The sequence below is a fragment of the Gilliamella apicola genome, assembly GCF_003202915.1.
Lineage (GTDB): Bacteria > Pseudomonadota > Gammaproteobacteria > Enterobacterales > Orbaceae > Gilliamella > Gilliamella apicola_Q.
Map to the genome: position 1 here is coordinate 581,077 of NZ_QGLP01000005.1, position 16,238 is coordinate 597,314.

At 35.8% G+C, this 16,238-nt stretch carries 14 protein-coding genes, 1 pseudogene and 1 riboswitch; of the genes and pseudogenes, 6 read left to right on the top strand and 9 right to left on the bottom strand.

What is annotated here, in order from left to right; translation table 11 throughout:
- Positions 1-29: 29 nt before the first annotated feature.
- The 6 genes from tal to DKK79_RS08950 all read right to left on the bottom strand — a co-directional run bounded on the left by tal (position 30) and on the right by DKK79_RS08950 (position 5,770).
- Positions 30-980, bottom strand: a complete 951-nt coding sequence (tal, locus tag DKK79_RS08925) for a transaldolase (RefSeq protein ID WP_110423768.1) — start codon at positions 978-980, stop codon at positions 30-32.
- 208 nt (positions 981-1,188) lie between these two features.
- Entirely contained in the window at positions 1,189-1,644 is a 456-nt protein-coding gene (gene rpiB, locus DKK79_RS08930) for a ribose 5-phosphate isomerase B (protein WP_034884649.1), read from the bottom strand.
- 286 nt (positions 1,645-1,930) lie between these two features.
- Positions 1,931-2,167, bottom strand: coding sequence for a FeoC-like transcriptional regulator (locus tag DKK79_RS08935; protein WP_034884652.1), 237 nt, complete (start codon positions 2,165-2,167; stop codon positions 1,931-1,933).
- A gap of 19 nt (positions 2,168-2,186) precedes the next feature.
- Entirely contained in the window at positions 2,187-4,505 is a 2,319-nt protein-coding gene (feoB, locus tag DKK79_RS08940; RefSeq protein WP_110423769.1) for a Fe(2+) transporter permease subunit FeoB, read from the bottom strand.
- On the bottom strand, positions 4,502-4,741 hold the full coding sequence (locus DKK79_RS08945) for a FeoA family protein (RefSeq protein ID WP_110423770.1): 240 nt from the start codon (positions 4,739-4,741) through the stop codon (positions 4,502-4,504). Before DKK79_RS08945 ends, feoB begins: the two co-directional genes overlap by 4 nt.
- A 219-nt stretch (positions 4,742-4,960) precedes the next feature.
- A complete protein-coding gene (locus tag DKK79_RS08950) occupies positions 4,961-5,770 on the bottom strand; it encodes an HAD-IIB family hydrolase (RefSeq protein ID WP_110423771.1) in 810 nt (269 codons plus the stop codon).
- 440 nt (positions 5,771-6,210) lie between these two features.
- On the opposite strand from DKK79_RS08950, the gene DKK79_RS08955 reads away from it, so the two are divergent.
- Complete coding sequence (locus DKK79_RS08955) at positions 6,211-6,459, top strand: hypothetical protein (RefSeq protein WP_110423772.1); 249 nt, start codon at positions 6,211-6,213, stop codon at positions 6,457-6,459.
- 433 nt (positions 6,460-6,892) lie between these two features.
- Here DKK79_RS08955 and clpB read toward each other — a convergent pair whose 3' ends face one another.
- Complete coding sequence (clpB, locus tag DKK79_RS08960) at positions 6,893-9,463, bottom strand: ATP-dependent chaperone ClpB (protein ID WP_110423773.1); 2,571 nt, start codon at positions 9,461-9,463, stop codon at positions 6,893-6,895.
- Positions 9,464-9,732: 269 nt separating this feature from the next.
- Positions 9,733-9,778: riboswitch (PreQ1 riboswitch) on the top strand.
- Between the two features lie 2 nt (positions 9,779-9,780).
- On the opposite strand from clpB, the gene queD reads away from it, so the two are divergent.
- The 4 genes from queD (at position 9,781) to DKK79_RS08980 (ending at position 13,126) form a co-directional block, all read left to right on the top strand.
- A complete protein-coding gene (gene queD / locus DKK79_RS08965) occupies positions 9,781-10,209 on the top strand; it encodes a 6-carboxytetrahydropterin synthase QueD (RefSeq protein ID WP_110423774.1) in 429 nt (142 codons plus the stop codon).
- Positions 10,206-10,820 carry a 7-carboxy-7-deazaguanine synthase QueE gene (locus tag DKK79_RS08970; RefSeq protein ID WP_110423775.1) on the top strand — a complete coding sequence of 205 codons (615 nt, stop codon included), beginning with the start codon at positions 10,206-10,208 and terminating at the stop codon, positions 10,818-10,820. The genes queD and DKK79_RS08970 overlap by 4 nt, the downstream gene beginning before the upstream one ends.
- A 111-nt stretch (positions 10,821-10,931) precedes the next feature.
- The gene (locus DKK79_RS08975) at positions 10,932-12,008 is read left to right on the top strand and encodes a DUF1176 domain-containing protein (RefSeq protein ID WP_181415284.1); all 1,077 of its coding nucleotides are present in this window, start codon (positions 10,932-10,934) and stop codon (positions 12,006-12,008) included.
- Between the two features lie 14 nt (positions 12,009-12,022).
- Positions 12,023-13,126 (top strand): DUF1176 domain-containing protein, encoded by a 1,104-nt coding sequence (locus tag DKK79_RS08980; protein WP_181415285.1) that lies wholly within the window; start codon positions 12,023-12,025, stop codon positions 13,124-13,126.
- 53 nt (positions 13,127-13,179) lie between these two features.
- On the opposite strand, the gene pgeF is transcribed toward DKK79_RS08980, so the two are convergent.
- The gene (gene pgeF, locus DKK79_RS08985) at positions 13,180-13,953 is read right to left on the bottom strand and encodes a peptidoglycan editing factor PgeF (protein WP_110424067.1); all 774 of its coding nucleotides are present in this window, start codon (positions 13,951-13,953) and stop codon (positions 13,180-13,182) included.
- 8 nt (positions 13,954-13,961) lie between these two features.
- The gene (gene rluD, locus DKK79_RS08990; protein WP_034884132.1) at positions 13,962-14,936 is read right to left on the bottom strand and encodes a 23S rRNA pseudouridine(1911/1915/1917) synthase RluD; all 975 of its coding nucleotides are present in this window, start codon (positions 14,934-14,936) and stop codon (positions 13,962-13,964) included.
- A 92-nt stretch (positions 14,937-15,028) separates the two neighbouring features.
- Between rluD and bamD the strand changes: the two are divergent.
- Positions 15,029-15,751: pseudogene (gene bamD / locus DKK79_RS08995) on the top strand (outer membrane protein assembly factor BamD); the annotation flags it as partial.
- Positions 15,752-16,238 lie beyond the last annotated feature (487 nt).

Genomic DNA, 16,238 nt, shown 5'->3' on the forward strand with positions numbered 1-16,238 from the left:
GGAACTATTTCCCCCTCTTTTATTGCTAGCTAAAGCAAGGCGCCGATCATATCTTCAAGTTTACCCTGATCGACAGCAAAAGCACGAATTCCTTCAGCTAGTTTTTCCACTGCCATTGCATCACTATTGTGTTGCCATCTAAATTCAGCTTCTGTCATTAATGCTGGACGTTCAACCACAGTTTGATTTGGATTTAATTTTCGCTCAACTGGTGCATTGGATTGTTGCATTTCCGCCAATAAATTAGGGGAAATTGTTAAACGGTCACAACCCGCTAACGCTAATATCTGATCGACTTTACGGAAGCTTGCTCCCATCACGATCGTTTTATAACCATGTTGCTTATAATAGTTATAAATATTACGAACCGATACTACCCCAGGATCTTGATCGGCAACATAAGGGTCGATTGGTTTTTTAGCTTGATACCAATCATAAATACGACCAACAAACGGCGAAATAAGAAACGCATTTACTTCAGCACAAGCGCGTGCTTGAGCAAATGAAAACAGTAAGGTTAAATTACAGTTAATTCCCTCTTTTTCTAACACTTCCGCCGCTTTAATTCCTTCCCAAGTGGAAGCAATTTTGATTAAAATCCGCGATTTATCAATCCCTTTTTGTTGATATAATTCAATAATTCTGCGGGCTTTTTCTATACAACCTTGTTTATCAAACGACAATCGCGCATCGACTTCGGTTGAAATTCGACCAGGTACAGTTTTTAATATTTCAGCACCGATATTTACTGCTACTTGATCACAGGCATTAACTAATTGTTGTTCTTTACTGCCACCAAGTTTTTTCGCAGTTTCAACAGCAGAATCAATTAAATAACGATATTGAGGAAGTTGAGCAGCTTTTAAAACAAGGGAGGGATTGGTGGTTGCATCTTCTGGAGAAAACTGTTTAATCGAATCGATATCACCAGTATCGGCAACCACTACGGTTAACTTTTTAAATTCATCTAATTGACTCATACTTCTAATTCCTCTACTACATGTTTTTTTAAACATTGTTATAATAACATCTATTAAATAATAAAACGACAGGACAAAGTCGTTTCAGTTAAGACTATTTTTATCAAAAATAGTCTAAAAACAAGGTACAATTAAAATTAAATATCAGCAAGATTAAACTAGCTAAATTTAATTCAAAAGTAAAACATCTTACACAATAGTACAACAATTACTTGCTATATAACTTATCGTAATAATCAATACGTTGTACTTTTTCACTTGACCGTCCGCCTTCGAACTCAGATTCTAACCACGCTTGAACCAATTTTTTGGCCAATTCTATACCAATCACTCTTGCGCCCATGGTCATAATGTGAGCATTATTACTCTTCCTTGCTCGTTCAGCTGAAAATACATCATGGCATTGTGCGGCACGAATGCCGGGAACTTTATTTGCAGTAATTGCCATACCAATTCCCGTTCCACAAACTAAAATGCCTCTATCATGTTTTTTATCTTTAATAGCATAAGCAACTGCATTTGCCACATCAGGATACAATGTATTAGTTGCTTGCTTATCACTACTATAATCGACCGTTTCAATTCCTTGTTGTTTTAAATATAGTACAATACTATCCCTGAATTCGAATGCAGCATCATCCGCACCAATTGCTATAGACTTCATATATTCTCCCTCACGCTCCAAAATGAACATAAGTTCATATTAATATCATTTGTTATTTTGAGGTATAAATAAATTTATTTTTGTGACGTAGATCTCAAAAAAGATATTCAAAATAAAAAAGCATTAAACTTTTTACGCGACAAAAAAGTGAATATTAGGCAAAAATAAGGAGTGAAATCAAAAAAGTGACAAGTTTTAATCAAAGGTTAATGATCAACACATTTGATACATCAACAATAATGTAAACTCATCAATAGAATTAATTGTGATTACTTTAAAGGTTAACTTAATCAATCCACACATAATTGGGATAAATGCTCAATTTACAACTAATACATGCCGAACACTGCTTGCCTGCACATGTTAATAAATCATTATTAACTAATTTCATCACCCCTTTTTTCACCCAAAAATTAAGCATAGGTTCGGTGGCGCTTTCCGATAAACGAAAATGACGAGCCACATCTTGTAAATTGACTCGTCCTTTTAACTGAACATAATCGCGGATAGATATTATTAACATATTAATGAATATTTAATACTTACTCACAACAAGCCGATTGTTTATGTGATTTTGGTGTAGGTAGCTGGTAGTGATTAAAACATGACAAACGCCCAAGTTTACGCATAACGATAAATACACAAATAACCAATAAACCAATACCAGTTAGCCAATAGACCGCTGATGACGATTGGCCTAATAAACTAAATTGGTAATATACCGTTGCACATAACCAACCGATGACAAATGTCCAAACCGCAACAAACATCATCCATTTAAGCCCGGCCTCACGATAAATTGTGCCCAATGCAGCTGCACACGGAGTATAAAGTAAAACAAAAATAAGATAAGCAATAGCAGATGTCGAAGTAACAAATGAACTGCTTATTTTAGATATCATACTTGAATCGACGGAAAATTGATTTTGTACGCTTTTTACATCTTGATTGACACTAGACAAACCAAGCGGCTCACTTATTGAGCTGACTAAATCAATAAGATGGTTGGGAATGGTGGCAAAAGCTGACTTAATCCCAACATAAAACGAAAAATCTTCCAGTTCATGATGATCCATTGAATAAAGGGAATTTAACGTAGCAACCACCGATTCTTTAGCAAAAATCCCAGTAAAAATACCAACGGTAGCTGGCCAATTTTGTTTATCGATGCCCATTGGGATAAATGCTGGTGTAACTTTCTGACCAATAGCTGATAACACCGAATCATTGGAGTTTTCATGCCCAAAAGAGCCATCAACACCCCATGAATTTAAGACACTCAATATTGTTACCATTACCACGATCGCTTTTCCTGCCCGTAAAACAAAGCTTTTCAAACGTTGACAAGTTATTCGCAACATACTGCGTAAAGTCGGGATACGATAAACAGGCATTTCCATAATAAATGGCGTTAACTCACCTTGAAGTAAGGTATTTTTTAAGACAAATCCCGTGAGCATCGCCACAAAAATCCCTAACAGATACAACATAAAAACCACGGTTGATGCATAATTAGGGAAAAAAACGACAGCAAACAAAGCATAAATCGGTAAGCGTGCACTGCATGACATAAAAGGGATTAAACAAATAGATAAAATACGATCACGTGGGCTATCTAATGTTCTCGTTCCCATAATTGCTGGCACGCCACAACCAAACCCCATTAACATCGGCACAAAAGCTTTACCAGGTAATCCAATACATCGCATAAAACGATCAACAATCATCGCAGCACGAGCTAAATAACCTGAATCCTCTAAAAACGACAAAACAAAAAACATCGCCGCAATCACAGGAATAAATGTCGACACTGTCGTAATACCATTCCCTAGTCCGTCTGCTAAAATGACCGTCAACCATGTCGGTGCATGTAACATATTTAAAAGACGTGCAAAACCATCAACAAAAATGGTACTAAATATGCCATCAAAAAAATCAACAAAAACCGTACCAAAATTAATCGCAACTAAAAACATGGCATACATTGCCAATAAAAATAATGGAATACCGGTTATTCGTCCTAGAGCCAATTTATCTAATTTCTCAGTGATATTAATACTCGCCTCTCGCGGTTTATCGATCACCATTTTGCAAACAACGTCAATCGTATCGTAACGCGCACTAGCAAGAGCGACATCTATTTGATTATCGAAATTGATCGATAACAAACGACGACAAGTATCTAGCTTTTCGTTTTCGACTAAATCTAATGAAGAATCAGTACCATTAAGCAATGCTTCTATCAATTGCCAACGATTGAATTGATGAATCGCACTTGTCGCAGGTAACTCAGTTAAGTAACGATTAAAAATGGCTTGTGAATCCCAACTCAAGGTATCTATTGTTGGTGTAGCGGCTTTTAAATCCTGAGTGCTAATTTCGATTTGCTGATAAAACTGAGTTAATCCCATCTTTTGTGTCGATGAAATCGCCACAACCGGACAACCTAATACTTTGGCTAATCTGGTAATATTTAACTTCTCACCCATAGCTTGCAATGCGTCAACCATATTAAGCACAATTATCATCGGTACTTGCATATCAATTAACTGAAAAGTTAAATACAAACTACGTTGCAAATTAGTGGCATCAATAACATTAACTATCAGGCTATTCTTATCAGTTAACAAAAACTGACGAGTAATAAATTCATCTTGCGCGACACCTGCGGGATCTGGCTCGATCGAATAAGTCCCTGGCAAATCCACAATATCATAATGTTGATTTTGATAATCAAACGTACCAGACTTGTGCTCTACCGTCACCCCTGGCCAATTACCAACACGCTGTTTTGAACCCGTTAACAAATTAAATAAGGTGGTTTTACCACAGTTGGGGTTACCAATTAAGGCAATTTTCATGCAGCTACCTCGACTTCAATGGTAGCAGCCTCATGACGACGCAAACAAAGCAAAAAACCACGAAGATTTATTTCAATTGGATCACCTAATGGCGCAATTCGCATAACAGTCAACTGACATCCGGGTGTCATGCCCATAGCTAAAAGTTTACGACGAAAAGGTAACGATTCAGGTAACAAGCGTTTAATAATAGCCTCTCGTCCTGATGAAAGGTGATCAAGCGTAAATACAGACATCATACTTCCTATCAAATACGGTTGTATTTCAATAAATGCGACATTTTAAAAGATAATCATTCGCATTTTTAGCTCTTAATTGCGAATAAAGTGCAAAAAACTTCTAAAATAAGTGAAAAATAGGAAGTTAATGGAGAAAATCAAAGATTATTTGCATCTATTTAAAAAATTGGTGGATGCTAAAGCTTTAAAAAACTCCATATCATGCATTTGTTGCTTTTAATTAGTTTTGCTTTGTAAGCCTAACATAAGCTGAATAGTTTTCATTACTGCGCTTTCATCATTTAGACCGGTAATAAATTTAGCTACGGCTTTGGTTTCATCGAAGGCATTGCGCATCGCAAAGCTGAAGTCGGCTTGTTCGAGAAGTTCGATGTCATTGATACCATCACCAAAAGCCATGGTTTCATAATAGGTAACATTTAAAATTTGTTGTAGTTTTTTGATGGTATTACCTTTGTGGACGTTGTGTTCGGTGATATCTATCCAAGCGGCTTCGGATACTACAATGTAAACGTCGGTATCATAAGGTGTTAGGTGAATACGCGTTTTTGGACATTGACCTTTTTCATCATACACTGTGATTTTGATAAAATCATCAGTAACGGTTTTAAAATCATCGACCTCAATAATGGTGGCATATGATCCCCGAACTTTTTGTTTTAAATGTGCTGGTAGATAGGATTTAATGACCGCTCCTTTTGCAGTACAGGCAATTACGACATGCTCTTGGCTTACGTCCTCAAGTGTTTTGATAATACGTTGACCAAGTTGGTTTTGGATGAAAGAGCGATAGATAAATTCACCTTTATGTTTAATAGCCGTAGCACTATCACCGACTATCCAAATTTTATCGCTATAATGACCAAAAAGTTCTTCAACACGTTCGCACTGTTTACCTGTGCAAGCAACAAATTGCACATTTTGTTTCGCCATTTGTTCATATACTTGGGTAAATAAAGCTCGATCATAGTCGCCTTGATTGTTTAAGAATGTTCCATCTAAATCAGTAATAATCAACTTAATCATACTCGCTTCCATTAAGGTTGTTAATCAGCTTTATATTTATTCTGCCCTATTATTTTTAGACATGCAATATAGTGTTTTAGCAATATCTGGTCGAGATTAAAATAAATATTTATTTGAAATTTGATAATTTTTTCTTAGGGTTTATTTTATGCTTAATTAAAAGGATGATTTATGACAAATCCCCCCCAAAAAAGAGTTTTAAAACTAAGATGATTTTAATCGCTGCTATAATTTTTATAAATTTTGTGGCTATTTGGGGGCATAGTAACAATGATGATACTGAGAAAAAACAAAACCTGAAATCCAATATCCTCAAGATTAAATTACATTAATTGATGCAAGTAAAACTGCTATGGATAAAACTATAAAATCTAATAATGATATGCAAAAAGGCAGTTCCCTAAGAGAGAACCTAGGTAATTTGTGACGGTATCACTAATTTGTCATTTAAGGATTGGGTAGGAACTATTAAGAAGATTGATTCAAATTCTGATGGTTACGGTGTATTAAAAATTGAAATTGCTAGAAAAGTATATGTTAAAACTTTGAATAATACATTATCAGACATATTCCATAAAACATTACTTAAACCTAATACGCCTTTATTCGATAAAGTTGCAAATATGAAAAAAGGTCAAAAAGTGAAGTTTTCTGGTAATTTATTTAAAGATAAAAAACTGTATTTTTGAATCAAGTCTAAGTTTGGATGTTAAGTTAACAAAACCTAATTATATTTTTAGATTTTCTGATGTAAATCCGTTGTAATATAAGCTTTTTTTAATTATTTAAAATAATCCTGAAAAGTAATGAAGTGCCACCATAAAGTTAGACACTTTTATTAAATAGCTTATAAGGCCTGATTTCGATATTTAACCGGAGTCAGGCTTTTTATATTCTGAATCTTATATCAGTTAGTCTTTCTTGACCTATCTATAAGGCAATTTTAACAAACTTTCAAAAACCTTATTCCTCAACTTTTTATTCAAATAAATGTGTTTGATTTCATCTTTTAAATTTAAAAATACTAATGCTATAAATAAAAAAACCTGAAAATTACTTTTCAGGCTTTTTGGCTTATTAATATTGTTGGGTATTCGACTACCAAGCAATAACTAAACAAACTTATTGTTTTGCAACAATATTTCCATCATCTACATCGAGATGAATCTTTTTACCCGGCACTAATTTGCCAGATAGAATCTGTTGAGCAAGTGGGTTTTCAATCTCTTGTTGAATTGCACGTTTTAACGGTCTTGCTCCATAAATTGGGTCGAAGCCAACTGTAGCAAGTTGTTCAAGTGCAGCGTCAGAGATATCCATTTCATATCCGCGTTCATCTAGGCGTTTTTCAACATGTGCTAGTTGTATTTTAGCAATTGCTTTAATGTTTTCTTGGCCTAGTGGGTGGAATACCACTGTTTCATCAATTCGGTTAATAAATTCCGGTCTGAAGTGTTTGGTTACCACTGTCATAACTAAAGCTTTCATTTCATCGTAACTAAGTTCAATCTGACCTTGAATTAAATCTGAACCTAAGTTAGATGTCATGATGATCACTGTGTTACGGAAGTCCACAGTTCGACCTTGTCCATCAGTTAATCGACCATCATCCAGCACTTGTAATAAGATATTAAATACATCCGGATGGGCCTTTTCGACTTCATCTAGAAGAATGACTGAGTATGGTCGACGTCTTACCGCTTCAGTTAAGTAGCCGCCTTCTTCATAACCAACATATCCAGGAGGCGCACCGATTAAGCGAGCCACAGAATGTTTTTCCATAAATTCGGACATATCGATTCGAACCATAGCATCATCACTATCGAACATAAAGTTAGCCAATGCTTTAGAAAGTTCGGTTTTACCAACCCCAGTTGGTCCTAGAAATAGGAAAGATCCTATCGGTTTGTTCGGATCAGATAACCCTGCCCGACTACGACGAATCGCATTAGCAACAGCAACAACAGCTTCGTCTTGGCCAATTACGCGTTTATGTAAAGCGTCTTCCATGTGAAGTAGTTTATCTTTTTCGCTTTCGAGCATTCTTGATACGGGAATACCCGTTGCTTTTGATAATACTTCGGCAATTTCGTTATCGGTGACTTTGTTACGCAATAACTTCATGGTTTTGCCTTCTAACTGAGTTGCAGAAGCCAGTTTCTTTTCTAACTCAGGAATTTTACCATATTGTAATTCGGACATTTTGTTTAAATCACCGATTCGGCGAGCTTGTTCTATCTCGGTACGCGCTTTTTCCAGCTCGGCCTTGATATTTTGAGTGCCCGAAAGTGCAGCCTTCTCTGACTTCCACTCTTCTTCAAGTGATGCATAATCCTTTTCTTTTTCAGCAAGTTCATCATTTAACATCTCTAGTCGTTTTTTACTTGCATCATCAGACTCTTTCTTGAGCGCTTGTTGTTCAAGTTTGAGTTGGATAATACGCCTTTCAAGTCGATCCAATGACTCTGGTTTTGAGTCCATTTGCATACGGATGCTTGATGCAGCTTCGTCAATTAAGTCAATGGCTTTATCTGGTAACATACGATCAGATATATAACGATGCGATAAGGTTGCCGCAGAAACAATTGCCGGATCAGTAATTTGTACATGGTGATGCAGTTCATAACGCTCTTTTAAGCCACGTAAAATAGCAATCGTATCTTCAACTGTTGGTTCCGCCACATAGACTTTTTGGAATCGGCGTTCTAATGCCGGATCTTTTTCAATATATTGACGATATTCATCAAGCGTAGTTGCCCCTACGCAGTGAAGTTCACCACGTGCTAAAGCTGGTTTTAACATGTTGCCGGCATCCATCGCGCCGTCACTTTTACCTGCACCAACCATAGTGTGTATTTCATCAATAAATAAAATGATACTACCTTCAGCTTTGGCGATATCTTTTAGTACGGCCTTTAAACGCTCTTCAAATTCACCACGATATTTTGCACCGGCGATTAGTGCACCCATATCTAAGGATAATACGCGTTTGTTGCGTAATCCTTCTGGCACTTCTCCGTTGACGATTCGTTGTGCTAATCCTTCAACAATAGCCGTTTTACCCACACCGGGTTCACCAATAAGTACCGGGTTATTTTTGGTTCGACGTTGTAATACTTGTATTGTACGGCGAATCTCTTCATCACGACCAATGACAGGGTCAAGCTTGCCTTGTTCGGCGCGTTCTGTTAAATCAATGGTGTATTTTTTTAGTGCACCACGTTGCTCTTCAGCATTAGGATCGTTCACGTTATCATTCCCTCTTACTTGATTGACAGCTTGACTAAATTTTTCTTTGGTAACACCCGCTTTTTTAAGGATATCTGTTAGACTACCTTTTTCGTCTAATGCTGCTAATATAAATAGTTCAGACGAGATGAAGCTATCGCCATTTTTTTGGGATAGTTTGTCACAAAGATTTAAAATTCTGACAAATTCTTGTGATGGGATAACTTCGCCACCAATACCTTGAACTTGCGGTAAACGTTCAATTGCTTGATTAAGTTCTTGTTGTAATGTCTGCACATTGGCGCCTGATGCAGCTAGTAAGGGATTTATGCTGCTTCCTTCTTGGTTTAACATGGCTGATAGCACATGTACAGGTTCTATATATTGATTGTCTTTACCTAATGCAATTGATTGCGCATCAGCTAAAGCTTGTTGAAACTTGTTAGTGAGTTTATCTAACCTCATATTATTCATCTCCTAAGCAATAGATTTGGTTTAAATGTACAAAACATTCAATCCATTTGCATAATCACTAAATAAGTGTGGAAGAATAAATTTCAAGAGCTGATTAACAATATTTTTGATGATTTTTTGAAACAAAAACGCTGTTATTTTACTCGCACCTTAGCAAAAGATAAAGTGATTTGAAAAATCATCAATTAATCAGTTATGTTGACATAATTTAGATGACACAATGGTGTTTATCCTTTATATTGGCCACGTTTTTAAGTTAACTAACCGTGGTTCGTGATCCATCCCACGTAAAAAAACTAGGAATATGTATGTTTAAAATAGCTAAAGAATTTCAATTTGATGCCTGTCATATGTTAGACGGGCATAATGGGAAATGTCATAACCTTCATGGGCATACCTACCGTTTATTAGTCGAGATCAGCGATGAGCTTATTACCAATGGTTCAAGTGCCGATATGGTAATGGATTATGCAGATTTAAAGTTGATTGTAAATCAACAGATTGTCGATCAGTTAGATCATGCTTTCCTTTATCATCGAGATAATGCTAATGAATGTCAAATCGCTACACTTTTACAGCAGATGCAACGTAAAGTTTTTGCTTTTCCTTGCCGTACCACAGCCGAGGGAATGAGTAAATTTATTTTCGATCGTTTGTCACATTTTTTGCCTGTGTCGATGATTAAGCTTTGGGAAACACCAACCTCTTATTGCGAGTATCAGCGGAGCGAAAAATGATTGAGTATCGCATTGTTGAAATCTTCGAGTCTTTACAAGGCGAAGGTTATAATACCGGCATGCCTGCTATTTTTATTCGTTTGGCGGGTTGTAATTTGAATTGTAGTTGGTGTGATACTAATTTTCGTCAGTTTAAACGCCTTACTTTAGATCAATTAATGGCTATAGTTGGGCAATTTAACAGTTCTAATATTATTATCACTGGTGGCGAGCCTACTATGGTTAGAGATTTACCCTTACTGTTGTCTCGGTTGAAGCAAGCTGGTTACTATATTGCTATTGAGAGTAATGGGCTGGGTAAGGTCGACCCTTTGATTGATTATATCGCATTGAGCCCAAAATTTTGTTATCAAAGTCGTTATCATAAAATTGTGCAACCGACGGCAAATGAAGTGCGAATTGTCGCAGAGAAACAGACAGGATTTATCGATTTTTGTTACTATATTGAGCAACATATTCAAGCTAAGCGTTATTATTTGTCACCTTGCGAAGTCAATGGCGGGATGAATATGTTAGATACCATTGAATTGTTAGGTCTGATTAATCATAATCGTATTGATAATAAGTGGCTGTTAAGTTTGCAAACGCACAAGTTTGCTAATATTGAATAATATTTTACGATTAACGACTAAATATAAAAAAACGATCTTATCCATAAGTTAGGCTTTAAAATTTAATAAGATAGCGTTATTATTGGCTAATATTTTTTATTAGTGATGGTTATGTTTTATCGTATTTTAGTCTTTTTATTATTGATATGTGTTTATTCAGCGCATGCCAATACCCCAGTTGAATTTTATAATGCAAACTGGGAAATTGTTTGTGACAACACGTTAACTTGTCGTGTAGCGGGTTTTGGTCGGGAGGTTGATGATGGTGAAAGCCCTATATCAATCCTACTCGAACGTAAAGCAGGTGCAGATCAACCTATTACTGGTGGTTATTTTAAATACGAATCTTATAAATATGAAGACGATGACAAGAAAGAGCAAATACTAAAGAATCAGCCAATCAGCCTAGTTATAAATAATAAAGACTTGGGTACACTAACAAAGAAACCCAATTCTATTTATCAATTAAAACCTCATCAATTAAGCGTACTCCTAAAAGTATTAAAAAAAACTGATAATGAAATTATTTTCAAACAAGGTGATAGATATTGGGAGTTATTTGATAAAGGCTATAATGCAGTAATGTTAAAAATGGATGAAGTACAAGGTCGTATCGGTACAATTGGCGCAATTATAAAACCCGGTAAAAAAAACGAAAACCATGTTTATAAACCGATACCAGCTCCTGTTATAAAAAAAGGGGCGGTGATTAAGTCTGATGAAGGCAAAAATTTAATACTTGAAGAAGTTGTAGCAATTTTTCCTGAATTTAAAACACGCTATAGTGACGAAAAAGAAGCTGATTGTTTTTCTTATGATTTAGATGAAGAAGAAGTTAACTTTAAACCACATTTTTATCTATACAAATTAGATAAGAATAACGATTTATTAAAAGCATCGTGTTTAACTGGTGCTTATAATTTTAGTGATGCTTATTGGGTTATCCCTAAGAAAAAAACAAATAATAATAAAATCAATTATGTAGGAACCTATGTGTTTCCTGAATATAGTAATGGTGTAATAAAAAGCAACAGCAAAGGGCGTGGATTGGGAGATTGTTGGCTATATGAAGAGCTAACTTGGGATGGATATAAATTTGTACCTTCTGCCGAAAATACAACTGGCTCATGTAACGGTTTTGCAGGAGGCACTTGGCGACTGCCACTTAGAGTCACTCAAGTAAAATAGCGATCGAAATGGTTATGTTTTATCGCATTTTAGTCGGTTTATTATTCATATGTATTTATTCAGCGCATGCCAATGCATCGGTTGAGTTTCATCATGCTGATTGGCATATAACTTGTGACAATACGTTAACTTGTTATGCGGTAGGTTATGCCATTAACAATGATAGTGATGCTGCCTTTGTCAGCAAAGCAAATTTGCTCCTTATTCGTCACGCCGGTGAAAAACAGTCTATTGATGGTGTAGTCAAGATAAATGTTGATTACCCTAGCGGTACGCAAGTGGATTTATTGATTAATGATCATCAATATGGGCCATTAACATTTGACAACTATCAATATAAACTTAATGAAAATCAAGTTAATGTAATTATTAATTCACTTAAAAGTGTAGATGATGTTGTGATGTTGGTTATTGAAGATCAAAAGATTAATTTGTCCTCAAGAGGTTTTAATGCCACGATGTTGAAAATGGATGATGTGCAAGGTCGGGTTGGGACTGTCGGAGCTATTATTAAAAAAGGTGCTAAAGATGAGTCAGAGGTTTATCCGGCTGCTGCTATACCCGTTATAAATAGAGCTGCGATCTCCAATTCCTACGAAGCTATGCCAATAACTTATACCCAGTTGTTAGAACAATTTCCTCATTTTCCTGAAGTTTATATGAATAAAGGCGCTGGAGAGGTTGAGGAGTGTGATGCGCTTGACGAGTTAACCGGAAATAAAACTGACAACTTTTTTGTTGATAAAGATTATTTGCCTAAACTTTTTGATTTAGATGATAATTATCAATTACTTGAAGTACTCTGTTCAGCAAGTACGACCAGAAATCAATCGAATGCGTATTGGTTGGTTAACAAGTCCAACAGTGATTCTTCAAACCAAGAACTTAAACTCATTACTCGCCATGGTATGAACTATAATAATGGTTTAATAAATGAGGAACCAGGCCTAGATTTAGGTTTTGACGGAGATGGGTACATTCCTACTGCTGTTTTGCAATGGGATGGTGCTGACTTTGTTTTACGCGAAAAAAACACTGTCAGTGGCGATTATTCGCTAGCAGGCGGTAAATGGATTTTACCACTCTTTATTAGTCATCACGAAGAAGATAATGAATAGATATCTTGGTCCAAGTTACAACATCAAAGCTAGTAATGATTATCACCGCTGGTTTAATGTTTTTCAAACCAGATCATAGTTGCCATCCTTCCGGTTTTATTTTCTCGACGATATGAGTAGAACAGATCTCGCTCGGTATAAGTGCAAAAATTACCGCCATAAATTTGTGTTATACCGATAGCATTTAATCGCTGTTTGGCTATCATGTACAAGTCGGCAAGATATTTTTGTTGTTTACCGTCAATTAATTTGAATGCATAATGCGCATTGGCATCCTGTTCTTCAAACTGTTTTTTAACTTCAACCCCTACTTCAAATTTTTGTGCACTAATTGCGGGTCCTAGCCAGACAAGAATTTCATTGGTAGCACATTGAAATTTTTTAGCGGTTTCTTCCAAAATACCATGACATAATCCTCGCCAGCCAGCATGAGCTGCCGCAACTTGATCGCCTTGAAGAGAGCAAAAAAGTACTGGCATGCAATCGGCAGTTAAGACTACGCTAACCTGATTAATTTGACTTGTATACGAGCCGTCCGCTTCAAATCGTTCCGTGTTGCCTATCATCCCTGTTGCTGGTTTTAATTGTATTTCTGAGATATCCAGTACTGTTGTACTATGGGTTTGATTTAACCAATAAGGTTCACTAGGAATTTTTTCAGATTTTATTAAACGACTACGATTTTCGACGATATTATTTAGGTCGTCTCCTGTTCGACTACCTAAATTAAGACTATCAAAAGGAGCAAGGCTTACCCCTCCAGTACGAGTGGAGGTGAAAGCGCGAATATTACTAGGTGCAGGCCAATAAGGATAGATAGATTTAATCATAATAATTACCAATCAAGTTCATCTTTATGAAGCTCGGTATCTTCTTGTAACGCATGGATTAATTTTAACATATCATCTGGTATTGGAGCATGCCACTCCATTAGTTCACCAGTTATCGGATGATATAAACGTAACATTGTTGCATGTAAGGCTTGACGATCAAAATCACGTAATGTTTGGATAAAAGAGTCACTCGCGCCTTTTGGTGGTCTTGGTCTTCCACCATAAAGTGGATCGCCGACGAGTGGATGGGCTATATGTGCCATGTGCACCCTAATTTGGTGAGTACGACCAGTTTCAAGTCTTAACCGTAATCGAGTATGAAGTCGATATTTTTCCATGACTCGATAATGAGTAACGGCAGGTTTACCTGTAGGAAACACCGCCATATGGGTTCGTTTGGTTGGATGACGTGTTATCGGTTGGTCGATTGTTCCACCTGCGGTAATTATACCCATTGCCACTGCTTCATATTCACGTGTAATTTCACGTAATTGTAGCGCTTCAACTAAGTGTGTTTGTGCTTCTATGGTTTTAGCTACCACCATAAGTCCTGTTGTATCTTTATCTAAGCGATGAACAATACCAGCTCTCGGCACTCGAGAGATGTCAGGGTAGTGATAAAGTAACGCATTTAATACCGTGCCATTTGGGTTACCCGCTCCCGGATGAACAACGAGATCGCGGGATTTATTGATAACCAAAATATAATCATCTTCATAGACAATATTTAATGGGATATTTTCAGGTTGGTGAAAAGTTTCTTCTTCAACTTCAACTTCAATGGTTATTTTTTCACCGCCTAATACTTTTTCTTTGGGTTTATTTATAATATTATTGTTAACCAACACTTTATTGTTAATAATCCATTCTTTAATTCTTGACCTTGAATAATCAGGAAAAAGCTCTGATAAAGCCTGATCCAGACGCATTCCAAGTTGTGTTGGTTCGATATCAGATGAAAGTTTTAACTTATACATGTGTAATTTATCTATTTTAAGCTGTTATGTTTTAGAGTATTATATACTAATCATTGCCTTTAATGTTTAATTATATTTTGGATTGAAATCGAATGAAACTGCGTTTACATACTTTATTAGTCATCGCTTTAAGTAGCGTACTAATTGGCTGTACAAGCTCAAAGCCTGATGTTGAAAGTGTGCCAGAAATTGAGCTATACAATAAAGCTAAAAATGAGCTTGAAGGTGGCAATATAAAATCCAGTATTACTGTTTTAGAGACTATCGATAAAAATTATCCTTTTGGACCTTTTTCTCAACAAGTTCAACTCGATTTAATTTATGCTTATTATAAAACAGCTGATTACCCTTTAGCCATTGCATCAATTGACCGTTTTTTAAAATTAAATCCAATCCATCCTAATATTGATTGGGTGATTTATATGCGCGGTATTAGTAATATGGCTCAAAGTGATAATACTATTCAGGGTTGGTTTAATGTTGATCGCTCAGATCGTGATCCTGAATTTGCAATGGCAGCATTTAAAGATTTTACTTATTTAGTTTCTAGTTTTCCAAATAGTTCTTATGCGGCTGATGCGAAAAAACGCTTGATCTATTTGAAAAATCGTATCGCGCAATATGAACTAAAAGTTGCTCAATATTATACCAAACGTGGTGCCTATGTTGCGGTGATTAATCGTGTAACGCAAATGTTATCATTGTTCCCAGATACTGATGCAACAAAGGCTGCGTTATTGTTAATGCATAATGCTTATAATGAATTAGGCTTGACTGACGAGAGTCAAAAAGTGGAAAAGCTTATTCAAGCTAACCTTGATAATATACCAATTGAAGAGAAAAAATCATACTTTTCTCGCTTTTTGAGTGTATTTAATGGTGGGTAATTGTTAAATCAAGGTATATTAACGCCTCATTCATAATTTAAAATTAATGGCTATTTAATTACAAATAGCCATTTTTTTACTCTTGCTCTAAGATATTATTGATCTAAATTATTTTCTTTCAAAGACCAAACGATATTCTGGAACATTAATATTTATCAAATATTCGGCTATTTTTGACGTAACGCTTTAACCTTCAGCAAGCCAAATAAAACGCTAATTGCCATAGAGGCACCCGAAAAAACAATCATAAACCCAAAGTGAGTGATTAAATCTAAATACTGTATAAATAAAAAGCAAATTGCACCAGATGCAACAATAAATGCAATCGTTATCATTGAACACAACGATAATATAGTAGAACGTTTAGTTAAATAGTGAAATTATTGCATTTTATTACTTAGCTTCATTTATATAA

What these genes read in the sequence shown, in the direction of transcription:
- DKK79_RS08935 (WP_034884652.1), bottom strand. Translation starts at nt 2,167, where the DNA reads ATGTTAATAATATCTATCCGCGATTATGTTCAGTTAAAAGGACGAGTC.
- DKK79_RS08970 (WP_110423775.1), top strand. Translation starts at nt 10,206, where the DNA reads ATGATTGAGTATCGCATTGTTGAAATCTTCGAGTCTTTACAAGGCGAA.
- clpB (WP_110423773.1), bottom strand. Translation starts at nt 9,463, where the DNA reads ATGAGGTTAGATAAACTCACTAACAAGTTTCAACAAGCTTTAGCTGAT.
- tal (WP_110423768.1), bottom strand. Translation starts at nt 980, where the DNA reads ATGAGTCAATTAGATGAATTTAAAAAGTTAACCGTAGTGGTTGCCGAT.
- rpiB (WP_034884649.1), bottom strand. Translation starts at nt 1,644, where the DNA reads ATGAAGTCTATAGCAATTGGTGCGGATGATGCTGCATTCGAATTCAGG.
- DKK79_RS08945 (WP_110423770.1), bottom strand. Translation starts at nt 4,741, where the DNA reads ATGTCTGTATTTACGCTTGATCACCTTTCATCAGGACGAGAGGCTATT.
- rluD (WP_034884132.1), bottom strand. Translation starts at nt 14,936, where the DNA reads ATGTATAAGTTAAAACTTTCATCTGATATCGAACCAACACAACTTGGA.
- feoB (WP_110423769.1), bottom strand. Translation starts at nt 4,505, where the DNA reads ATGAAAATTGCCTTAATTGGTAACCCCAACTGTGGTAAAACCACCTTA.
- queD (WP_110423774.1), top strand. Translation starts at nt 9,781, where the DNA reads ATGTTTAAAATAGCTAAAGAATTTCAATTTGATGCCTGTCATATGTTA.
- DKK79_RS08950 (WP_110423771.1), bottom strand. Translation starts at nt 5,770, where the DNA reads ATGATTAAGTTGATTATTACTGATTTAGATGGAACATTCTTAAACAAT.
- DKK79_RS08975 (WP_181415284.1), top strand. Translation starts at nt 10,932, where the DNA reads ATGTTTTATCGTATTTTAGTCTTTTTATTATTGATATGTGTTTATTCA.
- DKK79_RS08980 (WP_181415285.1), top strand. Translation starts at nt 12,023, where the DNA reads ATGTTTTATCGCATTTTAGTCGGTTTATTATTCATATGTATTTATTCA.